19 protein-coding genes are annotated in these 17,290 nt (G+C 52.5%); 10 read left to right on the top strand and 9 right to left on the bottom strand.

The genetic code is table 11. From position 1 onward, the window contains the following. Nucleotides 1-15: 15 nt before the first annotated feature. Nucleotides 16-1,617: an ATP-binding protein gene (locus EUZ85_RS28635; protein ID WP_127973523.1), complete on the bottom strand. Its 1,602-nt coding sequence runs from the start codon at nt 1,615-1,617 to the stop codon at nt 16-18. Nucleotides 1,618-1,619: 2 nt separating this feature from the next. Continuing rightward, the gene (locus EUZ85_RS28640) at nt 1,620-2,378 is read right to left on the bottom strand and encodes a response regulator (RefSeq protein WP_127973524.1); all 759 of its coding nucleotides are present in this window, start codon (nt 2,376-2,378) and stop codon (nt 1,620-1,622) included. 292 nt (nt 2,379-2,670) lie between these two features. On the opposite strand from EUZ85_RS28640, the gene EUZ85_RS28645 reads away from it, so the two are divergent. The 5 genes from EUZ85_RS28645 to EUZ85_RS28665 all read left to right on the top strand — a co-directional run bounded on the left by EUZ85_RS28645 (nt 2,671) and on the right by EUZ85_RS28665 (nt 5,418). Continuing rightward, nucleotides 2,671-3,180: a phage tail protein gene (locus EUZ85_RS28645; RefSeq protein ID WP_127973525.1), complete on the top strand. Its 510-nt coding sequence runs from the start codon at nt 2,671-2,673 to the stop codon at nt 3,178-3,180. A 15-nt stretch (nt 3,181-3,195) separates the two neighbouring features. Further along, nucleotides 3,196-3,717, top strand: coding sequence for a phage tail protein (locus EUZ85_RS28650; RefSeq protein WP_127973526.1), 522 nt, complete (start codon nt 3,196-3,198; stop codon nt 3,715-3,717). 12 nt (nt 3,718-3,729) lie between these two features. Continuing rightward, a complete protein-coding gene (locus tag EUZ85_RS28655) occupies nt 3,730-4,260 on the top strand; it encodes a phage tail protein (protein ID WP_127973527.1) in 531 nt (176 codons plus the stop codon). Between the two features lie 61 nt (nt 4,261-4,321). Continuing rightward, complete coding sequence (locus EUZ85_RS28660) at nt 4,322-4,858, top strand: phage tail protein (RefSeq protein WP_127973528.1); 537 nt, start codon at nt 4,322-4,324, stop codon at nt 4,856-4,858. Between the two features lie 17 nt (nt 4,859-4,875). Continuing rightward, entirely contained in the window at nt 4,876-5,418 is a 543-nt protein-coding gene (locus tag EUZ85_RS28665; protein WP_127973529.1) for a phage tail protein, read from the top strand. A 67-nt stretch (nt 5,419-5,485) separates the two neighbouring features. Here the strand turns inward: EUZ85_RS28665 and EUZ85_RS28670 are convergent, their stop codons facing one another. Further along, complete coding sequence (locus EUZ85_RS28670; protein ID WP_127973530.1) at nt 5,486-5,788, bottom strand: hypothetical protein; 303 nt, start codon at nt 5,786-5,788, stop codon at nt 5,486-5,488. A gap of 257 nt (nt 5,789-6,045) precedes the next feature. Here EUZ85_RS28670 and EUZ85_RS28675 point away from each other — a divergent pair, with 257 nt between their 5' ends. Both EUZ85_RS28675 and EUZ85_RS31300 read left to right on the top strand, forming a co-directional pair. Further along, a complete protein-coding gene (locus EUZ85_RS28675; RefSeq protein ID WP_127973531.1) occupies nt 6,046-6,330 on the top strand; it encodes a PqqD family protein in 285 nt (94 codons plus the stop codon). A gap of 75 nt (nt 6,331-6,405) precedes the next feature. Continuing rightward, nucleotides 6,406-6,543, top strand: coding sequence for a hypothetical protein (locus EUZ85_RS31300; protein WP_164887387.1), 138 nt, complete (start codon nt 6,406-6,408; stop codon nt 6,541-6,543). A gap of 27 nt (nt 6,544-6,570) precedes the next feature. On the opposite strand, the gene EUZ85_RS28680 is transcribed toward EUZ85_RS31300, so the two are convergent. Continuing rightward, nucleotides 6,571-7,479 carry a hypothetical protein gene (locus tag EUZ85_RS28680; RefSeq protein ID WP_127973532.1) on the bottom strand — a complete coding sequence of 303 codons (909 nt, stop codon included), beginning with the start codon at nt 7,477-7,479 and terminating at the stop codon, nt 6,571-6,573. 179 nt (nt 7,480-7,658) lie between these two features. Here EUZ85_RS28680 and EUZ85_RS28685 point away from each other — a divergent pair, with 179 nt between their 5' ends. Beyond that, nucleotides 7,659-8,528 (top strand): 2OG-Fe(II) oxygenase, encoded by an 870-nt coding sequence (locus EUZ85_RS28685; protein ID WP_127973533.1) that lies wholly within the window; start codon nt 7,659-7,661, stop codon nt 8,526-8,528. Then, complete coding sequence (locus tag EUZ85_RS28690; protein WP_127973534.1) at nt 8,525-10,417, top strand: asparagine synthase-related protein; 1,893 nt, start codon at nt 8,525-8,527, stop codon at nt 10,415-10,417. Before EUZ85_RS28685 ends, EUZ85_RS28690 begins: the two co-directional genes overlap by 4 nt. 15 nt (nt 10,418-10,432) lie before the next feature. On the opposite strand, the gene EUZ85_RS28695 is transcribed toward EUZ85_RS28690, so the two are convergent. The 3 genes from EUZ85_RS28695 to EUZ85_RS28705 all read right to left on the bottom strand — a co-directional run bounded on the left by EUZ85_RS28695 (nt 10,433) and on the right by EUZ85_RS28705 (nt 13,897). Continuing rightward, a complete protein-coding gene (locus tag EUZ85_RS28695; RefSeq protein ID WP_164887388.1) occupies nt 10,433-12,103 on the bottom strand; it encodes an ABC transporter ATP-binding protein in 1,671 nt (556 codons plus the stop codon). Nucleotides 12,104-12,188: 85 nt separating this feature from the next. After that, nucleotides 12,189-13,385 carry a nucleotidyltransferase family protein gene (locus EUZ85_RS28700; protein ID WP_127973536.1) on the bottom strand — a complete coding sequence of 399 codons (1,197 nt, stop codon included), beginning with the start codon at nt 13,383-13,385 and terminating at the stop codon, nt 12,189-12,191. Beyond that, entirely contained in the window at nt 13,382-13,897 is a 516-nt protein-coding gene (locus EUZ85_RS28705; RefSeq protein ID WP_127973537.1) for an N-acetyltransferase, read from the bottom strand. Before EUZ85_RS28705 ends, EUZ85_RS28700 begins: the two co-directional genes overlap by 4 nt. A gap of 232 nt (nt 13,898-14,129) precedes the next feature. Here EUZ85_RS28705 and EUZ85_RS28710 point away from each other — a divergent pair, with 232 nt between their 5' ends. Then, the gene (locus EUZ85_RS28710) at nt 14,130-14,825 is read left to right on the top strand and encodes a 2OG-Fe(II) oxygenase (protein WP_127973538.1); all 696 of its coding nucleotides are present in this window, start codon (nt 14,130-14,132) and stop codon (nt 14,823-14,825) included. Here the strand turns inward: EUZ85_RS28710 and EUZ85_RS28715 are convergent. Both EUZ85_RS28715 and EUZ85_RS28720 read right to left on the bottom strand, forming a co-directional pair. Continuing rightward, complete coding sequence (locus EUZ85_RS28715; protein WP_127973539.1) at nt 14,809-15,951, bottom strand: hypothetical protein; 1,143 nt, start codon at nt 15,949-15,951, stop codon at nt 14,809-14,811. The genes EUZ85_RS28710 and EUZ85_RS28715 overlap by 17 nt on opposite strands. Beyond that, nucleotides 15,944-17,260, bottom strand: a complete 1,317-nt coding sequence (locus EUZ85_RS28720) for a class I SAM-dependent methyltransferase (protein WP_127973540.1) — start codon at nt 17,258-17,260, stop codon at nt 15,944-15,946. Before EUZ85_RS28720 ends, EUZ85_RS28715 begins: the two co-directional genes overlap by 8 nt. Nucleotides 17,261-17,290: the final 30 nt, after the last annotated feature.

The following is a 17,290-nucleotide window of genomic DNA, read 5'->3' on the forward strand; positions in this document are numbered from 1 at the left end:
CGTACGCATCATGAGTCAACCCGAGGGCGCGCGAGCCGGCCAGGAAATTTCAATCGCGGCGCCGCCCAGTGGGGAATCGCCGACGGTGACTTCGCCCTGGTGCCACTGCGCGATCTGACTGACGATCGCCAGTCCGAGGCCGTGTCCGCCCGAGGAAGCGCGTTCGGCGTTGCCTAATTGGGCGAAGGGCTGCAGGATCGTCTCTCGCTCCGCCTGAGGAATGCCCGGCCCGTCATCCTCCACCTTTAAGCGGCAGCGTGCGCCGTCGCGACGCAGGCTGACCCGCACACGGGATTGCGCATAGCGGGAGGCGTTATCCAGCAGGTTATGCAGCACTCGACCAATCGCCCGCGAGTCCGCCCATATTCGGGCGCCGCGCAGACTGTCATCACAGACAAACTCACACGTCAGCTCAATGCGCTCCGGTTGATGCAAATCCACCTCTTCCTCCACCAGCGCCGCCAGATCAATCTCGCTGAAGTGATTGATATCGATGGCGCGGCTATAGCGTGAATGGGTGAGCAATTGATTGATCAGGTAATCCAGTGAGTCGATGCTGGCGTGGATGCTTTTGCGATACTTCTCTTGCTCTTCCGCCGTGCAGTCTTCCGATTCCAGAATTTCCACCGCGAAACGCAGGCGCGCCAACGGAGTGCGGAGGTCATGGGCGACTGCGTTGGTCAGCTGTTGATGAGAACGCACCAGCTTCTGAATACTGTCCGCCATGGCGTTGAACGATTGCCCCAAACGGGCGGCGACAGAACCTTTACGCAGCGTCACGCGGTGCTCCAGCCGACCTTGTCCAAACTCCGACGCAGTACGGTCAAGGCGCTTGAGATCTCGCCACAGCGGCGTCAACCAGGATAATAACCCCAGGGAGGTGGCTAACAGCATGGCGGTGAACACCGTGACCAAATAAGAGAGAGCCACCCCGCCGGGCGAAGGCGTTGGCCCCGCCGTCAGAACTTTATCGCTACCGCCAATACGGTAGTAAAACAAGGATTCATCGTCCTCTGTATTGGTCCACGCATAGCCTTGCGCCATCAGCGCTTCTTTTTTGTCAGCCGAAATATCCAGCTCCGTTAGCGCCAGCATATCCAGCGGGAAACGAAACTCAGCCTGCAGTTGCGTCAGTAACTGCGGCCACTGCGCCTCCGGCGCGTCAGCAAACAGGTCGCCCAACAGAAATAATGTGCCTTTGGCGCTGCGCAGGGTCTCTTCGTCATCCGTCTCATCCAGCACCATTTCAACCACCCAGTCGCTGTCGCCGACTCTGCGCAAGAGCACATCAGTATCCGCCTCCAAATACACATAACCGCCTTCTCGCAAGGTATCGGAATTCTGCGTTTGGGTGAGCAATTCCGCCAGGGGCGTCAGCCGCAATCGATAGCCGAAATGGTTATCCAGCGACGCGATTCTGTCTTGCCAGACGCTCTCTGGGCGTGCAGCCAAATCACGCTCGATCAGGAAAAATGTGCCGTTAAAGGTGTTAACGAAGTAATTGAGGAGAATGCGGTTTTTGATGTAATGAACAGGATTGTAAGACTCTACTGTCAGCAGCAGCCCTACTGGCAATACAATGATGATCACCAGACGCAACAGGGTTTTCAGCATCATCTTCAACGCCTCCCTGCCAAAACAGGGTCAGCGCATAGCTGGTACCCCTTACCGCGAATCGTCTTAATGATCTCCTGTCCTGCCCCGCCGTCTTGCAGCTTCTTGCGCAAACGGGAAATACGTCGGTCTATGGAACGGTCCAAACCGTCATAATCAAAGCCACGCAATTCCTGAATGATAAAATCGCGGTCCACCACTTCCCCCAGCGACCTCGCCAGCAACAATAACAGCTCGAATTCCGCCGTGGTGAGATCCACCGAACGATCGCCCAATCTGACCACGCGATTGCGCAGATCGATCGTCAGCGCGCCGGCGCTGATCACGTTTTTATCCTGAGTCGTCGTGGAGCCCCCCTCGCCGCTGCCTGTATGCTCCAGCCGACGCAACAACGCGCGAATGCGACTCAGCAATAAACGCGGCTGCACCGGCTTCACGATATAATCGTCCGCGCCAAGCTCCAGTCCCAGCATTTGGTCCATATCCTCATCCAGCGCCGTCAGCATGAGAATAAAACCGTTATAGCCCAGCCGCGCCTGCCGACATACGTCCATGCCCGACAGTCCGGGCAGCATCACGTCCAGAATCACCAGCGCCGGGCGCTGCGTCAGAATCTCCCGCACCGCATCCAGCCCGTTGGCGACCACCGCCACCTGGAAACCATTTTTGGTCAGATAATCCTGAATCAAGGAAGCCAGCTCCTGATCATCCTCCACCAGCAGTAAGCGATGATTGTGAGCGCAGTTCGAAAATACGGGTGTCATGATGGGAGAGCGTCGCCTTAACCAACAGGATCAGGGGAAATTCGCTCAGTGTAGGAAAAAATCCGGCGGGAGAATACCTGCCTGTGTAGCAGGTTTGTGACAGTTTGGGACAGCCCGACTGTGAATGATGGGCCCGCCTTGCTGTACAAAAAAAGGTCTACTAGGCTTCTGTATACGGCCCGCCTCCGCAAGCGGACCTGTTTTGCTGTTGAGTATTCAAGCTGCATACCTTCCTAACCGGCCCTCCCAAGCTTCAGGTATGCGCATACAAGGATCAAACAAGGAGCCGCTTATGGAACCCTATCTCGGACAGATCAGCATGATGGCTTTTAACTTCCCTCCTAAAGGCTGGGCGATATGTAATGGAGCAATACAAACGATACAACAGAATGCAGCCTTGTATTCTTTACTTGGAGTAAAGTTTGGCGGGAATGGAACAACCAATTTCGCATTGCCGGACTTGAGAGGGCGCACGCCTATCAGCTTCGGAAATTACTCTAGCATTTCTTATGAAGTGGGGATGTATGGAGGAACTGAACAGGTCACCCTGACCACAGATCAACTCCCAACCCACTCTCATACCGTCTACGCTTCGAGCTTAGACGCGGATAAAGGCGGTCCGCGCAATGACCGGGTTTTGGCGAAGACCCCCGATATATACGGCCCCCCCAACAACTTGATAGCAATGTCTCCAGCCGCCATAGGCGCAACAGGGTCTAATATGCCGCACAATAATATGCAGCCCTCCCTGGCCATTAATTTCTCTATTGCAGTTACTGGCGCATACCCACAACGCAACTAACAAGGAAGTATAATTATGGCGGACTCATACACGGGAGAAATCAGGATCTTCGCCGGTAAATTCGCTCCAGAGAACTGGGCGTATTGCAACGGCCAGATCATAGCAATCTCCCAAAATGAAGCGCTGTACAGTCTGACTGGCGTTATTTACGGCGGTAATGGCGTCACAAATTTTGGACTGCCTGACATGCGTGGACGTATACCTATCAATTTCGGCTCCGCTCCGTGGACAGCAGGATATAACATAGGGGCAACACTAGGAACTGAAGTTGTCACCTTAACCCCAGAAAATATCCCCTCTCATACTCACAAACTGATGGCGTCAAATGACGCGATTACGCTCAACATTGATCCTAAGGGACAAGTCACAGGCGTCACAGATATTCCCTTCTACGCCACCTCACCTCAGACAACTAATCTGGCAGCAGAGGCGATAGGGAATACAGGCGAAAATCAGGCTCACCCAAATATGATGCCCTATTTTGCCCTTAATTTTATTATTTCTCTTAACGCCACCTACCCGGAAAGAAATCCTTAGGAGGGACTCGTTATGTCAGAGCCATTTATTGGTGAAATCCGCATGTTTCCCTATAGTTTTCCGCCTTATAGCTGGGCCTATTGCCTCGGTCAAAGACTTGACGTCCGACAATTTCAGGCGCTTTACGCAGTCATAGGCAATAATTTCGGTGGAACGCCAGGGAGTACAATGAACACCCCAAACCTAAAGGGCTTGGCGGTCATGCATGCAGGCCAAGGTCCAGGTTTAACCAACCGCCCATTCGCTTACGGAGGCGGTAACGTTACAGAAACCATCACCCCCTATCAAATGCCCGCCCATACTCACCAGCTTAATGTTGCATCCGTTGCAGGAACGACCCCTGAACCCGCTAACCAACTGTTCGCCTATCAGGCTGGAGACCCTCAATCCGACTATAAACAACCTCCATATGGCGACTTGGTGGAGATGTCCCCTAAGATGTTAAGCATGACAGGAGGCAACTACTCCCATGAAAACAGGCAACCTTATTTAACTCTGGCTTTTTGTATAGCGCTGGATGGCATTTTCCCAATGAGAAATTAGGAAGCCACGCTATACGGTGCATTTGACAGTCTGAGACTTTTCAGCCAAAAGGAGAGCGAATATGGCCGAATCATTTCTCGGAGAAGTAAGAATTTTCGCAGGCTACTATGTCCCACAGCAGTGGAGTTTTTGCAACGGACAAATATTAACTATCCAACAAAACACAGCCTTGTTCAGCCTTCTTGGCGCCACCTATGGCGGCGATGCGCGAACAACTTTCGGCTTACCGGATATGCGCGGTCGCCTCCCCCTTGGCTCTGGCCAAGGACCAGGGCTAACTGACCGGCCTATAGGCAACCCCACAGGAACCGAAACAGTTATGCTGGAGCCGAGCAACATTCCCGCCCATATTCATGGTCTCAATGCATCTAACGACGCAATCACTGTGGATGTCGATCCAACTGATCAAGTTACAGGTGTGACGGCGATTAGCTTTTACGCCCCCCCAACGCCTGGCGCCATGACATCTTTGGCGCCCGGCTCTATTGGGAATACAGGCGGGTATCAAGGAAATACGCTTCCTCATAACAACGTAATGCCCTACTTGGCGCTTAACTTCATCATTTCAATGATGGGGTATTACCCGCCCAAGAATTAAGCTTAGGAGAGGCACAAATGTCCGAGCCATTTATTGCTGAAATACGCGTTTTCCCATACTCGTTCACGCCAGCAGGCTGGTCCTCCTGTTTAGGCCAATTAGCGCCGATTCAACAAAACCCTGCTTTGTATTCGTTAATTGGCGTCATTTACGGAGGGGATGGTCGTACAACTATGGGTATGCCCAATCTCCAGGGAAGAACTTCTTTGCATTACGGGCAAAGCCAAGCGCCAGGATTAAGTCCGCACTACCTGGGAGAGAGAGATGGTTATGCTTTTGTTCAAATTTCAGAAGAGCAAATGCCTTCCCACACACATTCTCTCAACGCAGCCACACTCCCCGGATCAACGCCTGAGCCACAAAATATGCTATTCGCTTACCAACAGGGAGATCTACAACCGGACTATAAACAAAGCCCCGCAGATCCGCTGGTGGCCATGTCTGAAGATATGATCGCCTACACAGGTCTCAGCGACGGCCATGAAAACAGACAGCCATATCTTGTTCTTAGGTTTTGTATTGCTCTAGAAGGAATATATCCCCAAAGAAGTCAAACCTAAAATAAATGCAGGGCGCTATGCGCCCTTCTTGATATCACCAGCCAAAAAACAGGCTGGATAACCGCTATCAACTACCCACTTTGTAACTGAATACTGACTCATACAAATAGCAGTCGTCTTTTTCCGCGACGGGTACGATAAAGATATCATGCGCTCCGCAGTTATCGTTCTTAACCGCACAGGTTTGCTGCGGCATCAGGCCTTTGTCTTTTCCCGCCTTGAAGATGACCGAGAAGCTTTCAAAACCGCCTCCCAGCTCTTTTTTATCCGACACTTCCACCAACGTTAACTCTAAAGGCGGTTGGCTAGAGTCATAAGTGGCGTAGAAAGTTTTATCTTGATTGGATTGAAACTGGTCGTGGGTAAACATCGGCATCTCCCTGCTGAGTTCTATTGAGGTATAACCAGATTGCAGGCGCAGATTAATGCGCACGCCAAGTAAGTATAGACAAACTAATGAAAGCCGGACCGACTCAATACACTCCTCGTTAGAGAAAAAACCGCGCGGATGGACTTAACTTGATAAATCAAAAGGTTCGGGTCTATGCTGAAGAAGCGGCTGTACCTTCTCCGACCGGCCCACACGCTGTATGTGGACCTCCTACTAACCCAATATGGAGGAAACAGATGGAAGCCATCACAAGGGACGATGTGGTCTTGCAGAGCGACAAACAGGTTTCTTGCTCCGTCGATAAAGGCATTGTCGTTATGAACGTCAATGCTGGCGAGTTCTACGATTTGAACCATTCCGCGTCCGATGTCTGGAGGCTATTGGACACCCCAACAAAAGTATCGACTTTGTGCGAGCGTCTTCGCGAAACATTTAATGTCGACGTGGAGCGCTGTGAAAAAGATGTGCTAAACCTGCTAAATCGTTTGCAGGAAAAAGGCGTCGTCAAAGCGCTAAAATGAAAATCCTAAAAGAACAATCTTCACGCCTCTCCTGCTGTGTGGCCAACTTCAATTTAAATAAAGGGTATTTACACTATGGATCAGGAAAACGAAGAAACTAAAGTCACGGAAGAATGGGAAACGCCTGACTTCACCGTCATGGACGCCAATCAGGCCCAGGGGCTTCCTGGAGATGGCGTGGATGGAGGCGCTGGTGGGGATTCGCGTTCTTAACGCCAACAATTTTCATTAGAGGCGTCGTTAAGACAATGACGCCTCTTCCACGCTCTCAATACTCTCTGTAACCAACCTCACTACATTTAACGCCTGTGATAGTTTTTTTGGGCGGCGCAATCTGTAGACAGGCGTCCTCTCTGCAAGTGCGGCGCACATCGCCAAAGCCTGTTGCTTTTGCTCCAATGTCACAAAAAAAGCCTTCCTGAAACATTGCTGGAACAGTTCAGGCACAGCCGATTTCTGATCGATTCTAACAATAGATGTTTGCTCTTCCTCTTCTAACAGAAAAATACCCCGCAACAGAGCCGTCTTTGTAGAAAAACCATGTATGGCGGGGTAAGCGTGCTTGATACGCGTTTTAAAGGGGAGCCGCTGAAAGTCGTCGGGAGACTTCTCCATGGCGAGCAAAACCGACGGATCCAACTTAATTCGTGGGAACCCCGGAGACAAGTAAACGCCGTCAGAGCAAAGCGCCAAAGGGCAAACATCATCATTGAGCAACGCTCGTCCATAATGGTGGAAGAACCCCGCCATGGTTGATTTACCTGCTGTCTTATGCCCGCAGAAAATAATCGCGCCACCGTCGGCCGCCCTGACGGCGGATGCATGAAGCACGAGCTGGTTGCGCCATTGCAATACAGCCCCCATACATGAACCAAGAATATGAGCGAAAACACTCCAACTATTCAGGTCGCCCCCCGGAGTAACCACAATCACACCCGGGCGCACCCAAAAGCGCCCACCGTCGTCATCAAATAGCAGTAACTCGCTTTCGGCAGCCTGAAACCAACGGGTTTCTTTTATCTTCCCATCAATGCCTGCGGGCGTATCGCCAGCCCTCACCAACAGGTCAGATCCATCCCCTCCTGGCGTTAGCCATGGCGCTTCAAACTCCATTCGCACTTGAAGTCCATATACCCGGTAGTAGTACATACGCCCCTTTCCTTCGTAGCACCGTCACTTTATTCCAACGTATTTTGAGCTAGGCTTATAACTTAAAGCGATGGCGATTGTTGGCGGTAAAGCCATTCATAATAAAAACTTATAGCCGCAGATACCTTACATCACAAGTCAGGCGCTAGAGCGGCGTAACCCATGCGGAGGCCACCGCCTTGAAAGCGTTGGATTTGATTCAACTCGCCAGAACGTTTATTGCCTACGACGAATATGAAAAAGCCGAGGCGGTACTTAGACAGCAACTACTGGCGTCCCCTGAAAACGTCTATGCCAGAGAGTTGTTGACTTCCATTCTCCCTGAGAAGAAAGGCGAAAATCCACAGGTGGGGAAATACCGCCCTGCAGTCATAGCAGCCCCCAGAATCATCGTTCCTGATTTTCTACCCAAGCAGGACATAGATGACCTGCTTGGTTTCGCCAGGGCTAATAAAGAACGATTCGAGGCAGGCAAAGTCTCTGGCCCCGATGAATTGCAGCCTCAAATAAGAAACAGCCTGCGCCTGAATCTCCCGGGATTACAGGAAACCATCAGCAATTTGCTCACGCCAAAGATTCTTGCCGAACTGGAACGCTATTCCTCTCTCTTAAACGTTCCCTTTTTTCAAGTAAACGAGTTGGAGATTAAGTTCTGCTGCTACCCTGACGGCGCTTACTTTCATATTCATCGCGACGATCAGGCGACCTACACGGATTCTCTCGGCGAACAGGCGTTATGCGGTCGCCAGATCAGCTTCGCCTATTATTTCCACCAGCTCCCCAAACTGTTTTCCGGCGGCGATTTACGGCTCTACGCCACAGACAGAAAACACAGCATCTATTCACACAAGCGCTTTGAAACTATCGCGCCGCAACACAACTCCCTGGTGCTTTTCCCCAGCGGCTTCTTTCATGAGGTACTGAAAACCCATGTGCCTTCAGGCGACATAATGAACAGCCGCTTCGCTATCAACGGACACCTATGCGCCGCGGTCAAGTCGCCCTCTGTCGAGACTGATTGGGCGACGCTCGGAGGCCATCAGGGATGAGCGGTATCGCCGGCGTTTACCAATGCAGGCAGCCTGTGTCGGAAACAAGCTTGCGCGCTATGGCTGACGCAATGAAGCACAGAGGGCCTGACGGCTCAAACATCTGGCTGGATACGCGTATCGGCTTCTGCCACAACATGCTATACACAACGCCAGAATCGCTGTTCGAACAGCTCCCAGCTGTTTCTCATGATAATCAGATCGCCATTACCGCCGACGTCCGCTTGGATAACCGGGAGGAACTGTTCGCCCTACTTCGCCCAGAGCGCCTGCCGTTGAACAGACTCAGCGACAGCCAGCTCATTCTGATGGCTTATCTACGCTGGGGACAGGAATGCCTGGACAGACTACTGGGCGAATACGCGCTCGCCATCTGGGACAAACGTAACGACCACCTGCTTATCGCCGTTGACCCCATGGGAACATGCTCTCTTCACTACGTCCAAACCTCTTCTCTATTCGCCTTCGCCACAGATATAAAAGCGCTTCTCGCTGTTCCAGGCGTAGAAAAAAAATTGGACGAGTGGGGATTCGCCCTGCAGGTGTCCGGCCATAAGCGTGAAGCTCCCGAGCGCACGTGCTTCGCCGGCGTGAAGCGACTGGTGGGCGGCGAACTCATGCTTATTAAGCCTCCCGGTGAAAACAGAGCGGCCTGGAAGGTAAACAAACAAGCCTATTATGAGTTAAAACCTGCAACACTTGTTTGCAAGAGTCCTGAAGAGACACTGGACGCATTCAGAGAAACCTTTCGCCAAGCTGTGCGCTGCCGCATGCGCAGCGCCTATCCTGTGGCGACCATGCTAAGCGGAGGATTGGATTCATCTTCCGTCACCTGCGTCGCGGCGGAATATAGTCATATCACTTCCAGCCCGCTGTTCAGCGTATCTTCGTGCGTGAGCGACGCCGATCCCGAAGAAGATGAGAAACGTTATATCGATATCGTTGCGCGACACAATAACCTCCCTGTTCATTACATCACGCCGTCTTCAGGTCCCGCTTCCTGGCTACACCAGGTCCACGATATGACCGCCACCCCGATCAACTCCAATCCTCACGTTTACACAGCGTTATACTCAAAGATACGAGAGGGTGGAGGACGTATTGTTCTGGACGGCGTTGCTGGCGAGTGGGGCCCCAGTTACAACGGCGATGGCTACCTGTTATGGCTGTTGACGAAAGGTCGCTGGAAAACGCTGTTCAATACGATGAGCGAATTGTCCAGCGTATATTCCATCGCCAGAGGACACTTGCTCCGACGTGAGATTCTTTCGCCTCTGGAGCCAAGTCTTCTCAGACGCATTAGGCATACATTGCGCGGATATAACCAGCAAGAGCGTCTGCCGCCCTTAAACCCCAGACTGCATTACAGGAGTCAAACCAAAGCCGGCGGTCAGGGATTCCTGCACAGCGACATGCGAAGCAACCGTCTCCATACGGTTGCGACCGGACGCACGCCCAAAGAGTGGTACGCCCCTTATTATCAGGTCCGCAGCAGTTTTCCTTATCTTGATCTGCGCGTACAACGTTTTTGCCTGGGGTTAACTGAAGACTGGTTTATTAAAGATGGCTGGAAACGCTACTTTATCCGCGCCGCCATGGAGAATATTCTTCCCGCGGAAGTGCAGTGGCGCAAGGATAAAAAGCCCTTCTCTCCCAGCTACTATCGCCTCATGCAGATGGATAGCGAGAAATACCAGACATTTCTCCAGAGCATTCAGGGCAATGATCCTGTCAGGGATTATATTGACGTAAACAGGATATCCCGAACGATAAAAACGCTTGACCGTAGAGGGTCATGGCGTCCTTATCAAGGCGTCGATTTCGCGCGCAGAGTCGTTGACTATGGCGTGCAAAGCATCGCATTCCTGCAGTGGTTTCAGCGCCTGTAGACACATACGCCCAGGTCAGCATATATCGGCGAGCGTCTCGCAACCCGTCGTTTTCGTATAGCTTATTACGCGTCCATTATGCAGGTGCGCAATATAATCCGCACAGGCGAGCAAGCCACTGCGATGGGTAATCACAAGAACGGTAACCTGGTCTTTAAGCTGAACGATGGCCTGCGCGACTTGCCGCTCGTTATCGCTGTCCAGAGAACTGGTGATCTCATCCAGAATCAACAATGAAGGTCGCCGCAAAAGCGCTCTCGCTATGGATATGCGCTGTCTTTCGCCTCCAGACAGGCGCTCGCCCCTATCCCCCACACAGGTATCCAGCCCAGCCGGCAACACACGGACAAAGCCTTCAGCCGACGCAGCTTTGAGCGCCGCCAGCAACTCCGTCTCTGTCGCGTCAGGCTTGGCCCAAAGCAGATTGTTGCGAATGCTGTCGTTAAACAAGAACGCCTCCTGCGTTACATAGCCCACTGATCGTCGCCAGTTTGACGATCCTGGCGACTCAAGGGGTTCGTCATCAATCAGCAACCTTCCCGCCAAAGGGCTAAGCAAGCCGGAAAACAGATCCGCCACGGTAGTCTTCCCGGCGCCGGACGGGCCAATCAATGCGGTCACCGTTCCACACGGCAGCGTCAGGCTAAAGCGATGCAGCACGCTCTCATCAGGCTGTGAGGGATAGGCGTAATCAACCTCAGTCAAGGAGATAGCGCGTTCAGGGGATGACGCATTATCCTGCGCTGTGTCGACGCCCTCTTCCGCCGCAGAGTTCAGGCTCACACTGAGGGCTTCCACACAGACATAAGAGGGCAAAAAGTTAAGGATTTGTTGATAGCGTTGGCTCAGATCTTTGATCAACGGGGCCAGGCGCGCAAAAATCAGCAATAAGACAATGAAACCCATCACCTCCAAACGTAAAAAGTAAACCGCCAAAACAAACAAGGCGATCACACTGAGCGCCGCAGCAATCTCATAGTACAGAGCCGCCGCAGCCATTGTCTTCCTGAACCGCACTTGCGCGTCTCCAGCCTCCTTACTCGTTTGCTTTAGCCGGGACTCGTGTAGCGATTCAGCGTTATAGCTTTTTATTGTTTTCATACCTCCCAGTAATTCTGACAAGTGATTGAATGCCCGCTCTCTGTGCGTGCGCCCTTCCACTCCACGCTGATAGCTCAGACGGTTTAAGCGTCTGATCCCTGCATACATAACAACGCCACAAGTTGCGGCCGCCAGCGTCATCGACCAGGAAACGCCAAAGGCGATTAAGATATACACGCCACAAACCACCAGAGAGGAGACGTATTGAGCAATCAAAGTGGCAATCTGCCCAGCTCTTTCCGCCTCCTGCGTATAGACATGGTGAATATACGAAAGCCTCTGCCCAATCAGCGCATCCCACCGAGTCGTCGATATGGCCTGGGATAACTGGTTTCTGAGGCCTAAAGTAAAGCCATGTTGAATTCGCGCCACCAAAACGTCGCGCTGATATCGCAGCGCGGCATGTGTCGCTATCACCCCAAAAAATAGAGTCATTGCCGTCGTGATGCTCAAGCCGATGTCCAAATCAATACCCAGAACCGACAACGAGCCTCGTTCAGCTCCGACATCCAATCCGGCAAGTCCGAGTAATGGAATCAACAGGAGAACGCCAATACCTTGAGTTACCCCCAATACGATAGTCATTAAGCTCACAGCAACTAACTTACTGCGGCCATTTCTCGCCATTTTTCTGATGATATCAACTAGCACACTGGATGGACTAACCACACTAAATACCGTCAGCCTGGTCAGAAATAAACTGCGCCCGCTTGATGACAAGATATCGCCACACCCAGAAGACTGGCCGCAGAAAAAAGTACAAAGAGAATAACGCCCCAGGGAGCGGCAACATCACAACATCATTGGAAGACATACCGATCGTGTGCGTCCAATGATAGTACTGATACTTCCAGTTAAAGGAGAAAACGCTCAACAATAGATACTTGCGTAAAGGCGAACAAAAACGCCCATTTTTATTGCAGCTTATACAGAATCGGGCTAGACGCGAGGCGACTCGATATCGCCAGGTCCGACGCAGATCTTTCAATGGATCAGGCGTCTTCAGCAGGGCTCCACTGACAAGAAGCGCAGTTTGAACAAGATGGAGCACGCCCCACTGACCAGCCAGCTTAACGACTGTGCTCCAGTCAATCCTCCCGCTACGCACATAAGCGTCGATATCCGTCACCCAGGACAAACGCGCCCAACACGAGCGTGTCCCATGCGCACTCAAGTATATAAACTCTTCCTCAGCAGAAAGTGTTCTCTCCAAGCCAGCATGTTTCCCTCGCGACATCGCGCTTTTTGCGGATAGCTCAGGCAGCAAATGAGGATTGTTATCGAGGCGAAAGTGCAACTCCAAAGTAAGCCGCCTCTCAGGATGATAAAAAACCCAGTCCTTATGCAGTTGCAGGTATACCGTGCTGACGCGGTCACTCACCTTCTCACTGGGCGTCTGTCTGACATAGCCCAGACTCTTTAGCAAACGACTGAGCGCCAGCTTGCACTCTGGGTCCGCCAATAGATCCAGATCTCTGCACTGCCGCTGACTGTGGTCTCCATACAAACGCATCGATAGCGCAGGCCCTTTAATAAACATATGCGGCAGGCGGCGCTCTTGCAAAGCTTGAGAAAGTCGGCTCATTTCCGCGCTATGTTTGAGGGCGGACATACGACTCTCGCGCGCCATGTCCCGCAATTGGGAGATCACTTGCTCAGGAATAGCGGCTGACGCGGCTTCCAGACGACTCCACAATAGAGGAGCCACCCTGTGCCAACGCAATAAACTAATAACGTCAGCCCATTCAACCTCTTCACAGGCACTAACGACGCCTCCTAAATCTTCGCCCTCGCCTCCCAGGCAAAAACAGATAAATCGATGCGGGGACAGCGCCGCCTGTTCACCAGCGAGTGAGGCGTGACTCATACCATCACACGCTGAACAACCTCAGGACGCCACATCATGCGTTCATAGGGTGGCGAGATGGATTCTGTGACAAACCCCAGTTTCATATAGAGTTTTTTTGCTGCGACGTTCTGCATCAGCACGCTGAGCGTCAGCGGTGCGCAGACCTGGGCGGCGGCGGCTTGCAGACTGCGCATGACTTCCTCTCCGAACCCCTTGCCGCGCGCTTGCGGAATAAAGGCGATATCGATGACATGCACTTCGTTGTGGCCGAAATCGATAGTGACCTTACCAATGCGCTCATGTTGCTTTTCAATGATGAAATACATGGCGTTGGGAAATTGCGCGCCATATCCCTGCTGTTGCGCTTTAAACTGCATGTCGATTATGGATTCAACGAAATCTCGCTCGCCGTCTATCAGACGCAGGTCTTCTCTTGTACTGTTATGAAGTTGCTCCAGAAACGCTTTATCAGAAGCAGTAGAGGGGCGGACAACCATGCCCTGCCCTAATTTCACATCCTTCACTTTCATAATTCCTTTACCCCTTTCTTATTAGATCCGGCCCATGCAATGAACCGGGACGCGCTCTCATCCATGCAACAAGTATAGCTCGGGCCTGAGTGATGCAAGGCTTGCTGCGTCATTGGATTCCGGGGCAAAGCGTCCTATGCTAGAAAACAGTCTTCCTGGACGACCATTTCCGTTGTCGGGCCAGCAGAGGCGCCCGGATTGACAGGAAGCGGAAACGGCATAACGGAGCAACATGCAACAATTGGAACTTGCCTATTGGGTCGCAGAAGAGCACTTAACGTCTTCCCGAGTTAATGAGTACGCGGATCGCTTCGCCGAAGATGGTCTGGTTTATCTGGATGGCTTCCTGCGGCGGGAAATCGCTGACAAGCTGGCGCACTTTGTCGCCCACGAAGCCTCATATTCTCCGGTGTACGGCGCGTATCAAAATGATATAAAAGTGTCCGCGGAAGAATGGGCGGAGCTCGACGATAAGCGACGATTTTTTCATATGTCGCGCTATCAGGGCCCCAAACCGGAGTTCATGATGACGCCCGCCAGTTTGACGTATATGAGATTTCAACAGCGCCCGGTGCAACGTCTGTTCGCCCGCTACGCCGCCAGTCTGACGCCCAACCCGCCCAGGGAAATGCTTTGCCAGGATATGCTGTTGACCGCGCTGCGGGAGCAACAATACCTACGCCCTCATACCGACAAGGGAACGGGAGTCACAAGACATGTGTGTATCGTGTTTTACCTGTCGCCGGACTGGCGGGAGGAGGATGAAGGCGGACTCAGTATTGAAACGCAACGAGGGGAAACCTTGACCCTATCCGCCCTATTTAACCGCTGTATCATCTTCAAGCCCACCCTGCTCCACAGTGTTACGCCCTTCGCCAAATCTGCGGCGGGCAAAGTGCGTTACAGCCAGACTATCTGGTATGCCTAGCTTGCAGTAAGCGAGAGTAGAGACCGTCCAGTTTTTGGGAAATCATGCTCGTGTCTTGCGCTGAGAATACCCGGCGCTTGTCCTCGCTGTCTTCCTGAAAAGAGCGGCTGGGGTCTTTCGAATACTGCCCCGCTCTGCTCTTCAGATGCTGCAGGTCATCTGCAGAAAAAGATACGCCAAAGTGATCTGCGATGCGGTTCTCTACAGCGCCTGGGAGCTCCGTGTAGTCCACAACCAGTACAGAACTATCCAGCGACTGCGCCATGCTGTTCATAAGCACGCCCAATACCTCTATCTGGTATGACAGCAACACGTCTGCGGCGGCGTCATCCACTTTCGCAACAAGATGAGACAACACAGACAAGTCTGTTGTCGCCATGTGCCTTCCGGCAAGCCTTTGATGAGACGCCAGAACCTCTTCTGGCCGCCGGATAATGAACACCGATGGCGTGTCAGGATAGAGCCGGTGCAGAAGCGGCCAGAAGCAAATATCCCAGGCGTTCCACTTCACAATCAGATCCTGATCGCCGTCTCCCGCTAGCCCCTGGGCCGCCAGCAGAAAACGCAGGGCTTCCGCTTTTTGATTCTCCGTCAGATCCTTATCCAGCAATAGCTCCGTTAATACGCCAGATTCTGAGATCACGCAGTGCGCGGAAGAGACGGCCAACAGGTTTGACGCCAGCGTCGAGCCGCAACGGGACAAATGAAAAATAAAGCCAGCGGGTCGTACTTCGTTGAACAAATGGGAATGCCGAATCAGATACTCGATACGTGTAGCGGGTTTAATGATACTTCCAATAATCGAACGCGCCCTTTGCGTAGCGATGCGCTCATCCCAAAAAGGCGCCCAGTCTCGCGCAGTTGGCGCCACGCCCCATATCACACGCTTGCGCGCCGCCACGTAGCGCACTGGCGTCCACTGGCGCAACAGCAAAGGCAGTTCAGGCTCGACTTCCTCATTGTTACAGGCGATAAGCGCCGATAAAGGGTCAGTTTCTCCTTGCTCCCCGGCGCCGGCATAACGCTTTAGTATAGAGAGTAAATCATCGAACTGATGGCAAGCCATACACTGGGCTAACGTCTCTTCTGACTCAAGCAGCCGCGAATAGACCTCGCGACTATCCACGTAAAGCCTCCAGCTCATCCATTACCCTGGCGTTGATGGAGGAAACCCGGTGAGCGCTGATATCGTCCTCTGACGCCTCCTTAAACCACTGCTCGACATCCTGAAAGCGCCGGCTTTGATATATCGTCGCCAGAGCCTTTTCCATCGGCGCGCCCAGCAGTTTAAACACTAACTGATCCAGCAGCCACTCTCGACTCCGAACCGCTTCATCCAGCTTCCCCGCCTTGGCGTGTGCGGCTTTCGACCATATCCGTTTTAGGTGATAAACGCCCAATTCCCCCACTTCCGTGCTGTCAGGCAGTGGCAGGTCCGCTACCGCAGGACGGCTGTGATAGGAGAACTCAAAATCCGGGTAATCATTCAAGTGATAGTGAAAATTCAGCGTACTGCCAGGAACCGGTCGTATATTTTTCTTGTATCTGGGCAAAGTCAGCTGCGACTGATTCTCCTGCAGACAATGATCGCCATAAATTCGGATAAACGTCGTAACCTTGAGATCCGTCATATCCTCTTCGCATTGAGGGATTAACAGAGATCCCGAGAGACAAGAATCATCGCCGGCGTGAAGCGCCGACGCCATTGAGAGATCCAGCGTGAGCAGCTCGCCCAAGTGGATATTCTTGCCGCTTTCGGAAGAATGCAGCCAGGCATCCAGCTGCACTGACGCTGGTATCAACACACCGCTCGGTTTTAGAAACTGTTGCAAGTGAGAAAAAATCTTCACTTGCGGCTCCTGTTGCAGCATATGTTTCATCGTCTCCGATAACAGAATGTCATAGGATTCGCCCTTGGGAGGCGTCCAGACCGTGGCGTCTGCGCAGACGAAATGAGCGACTCGGTCCGAGACCTTCAGCAGAGAGATCACCTTCTGCAGCGCCTCTAGAGAGGCCTCGTGGATATCCAGCAGCGTCACCCTCAGCCTTTTCGCGGAAAACAACGGCGCCAGCGGCGCCAATAAAAGTCCGAATGGCCCGGTCCCCGCATACAGCAGCTCCACCTTTTCCTGCCGCTGCAACACGTCCTGTATCGCCTGATAGACACCCGCCATGAATATTCGCGTGCGTTCAATATCCCAGGCGCATCTGCCTGCCTCCAGCGGCGAAATCGCCTTGCCGAAACCAGTCTGAGTGGCGAGGTCTTCTTGGTAACAGGAAGGATAGAGATCGATGCCCGTCACCGTGGCGAGCGCACTGACCAAAGCATCCAAATGGTGTCTGGCGTCGCCGGCGGAGGTCGCTCCCAGCAACTTTTGCGTTGCATCAATAATAACGTCAGCGCTTATGGGATCATGGGTTCCAGCCTCAATCATCAATGCATTCCTTTTTTGTGTTATTTGTTA

The organism is Hahella sp. KA22 (assembly GCF_004135205.1).
Taxonomy (GTDB): Bacteria; Pseudomonadota; Gammaproteobacteria; order Pseudomonadales; family Oleiphilaceae; genus Hahella.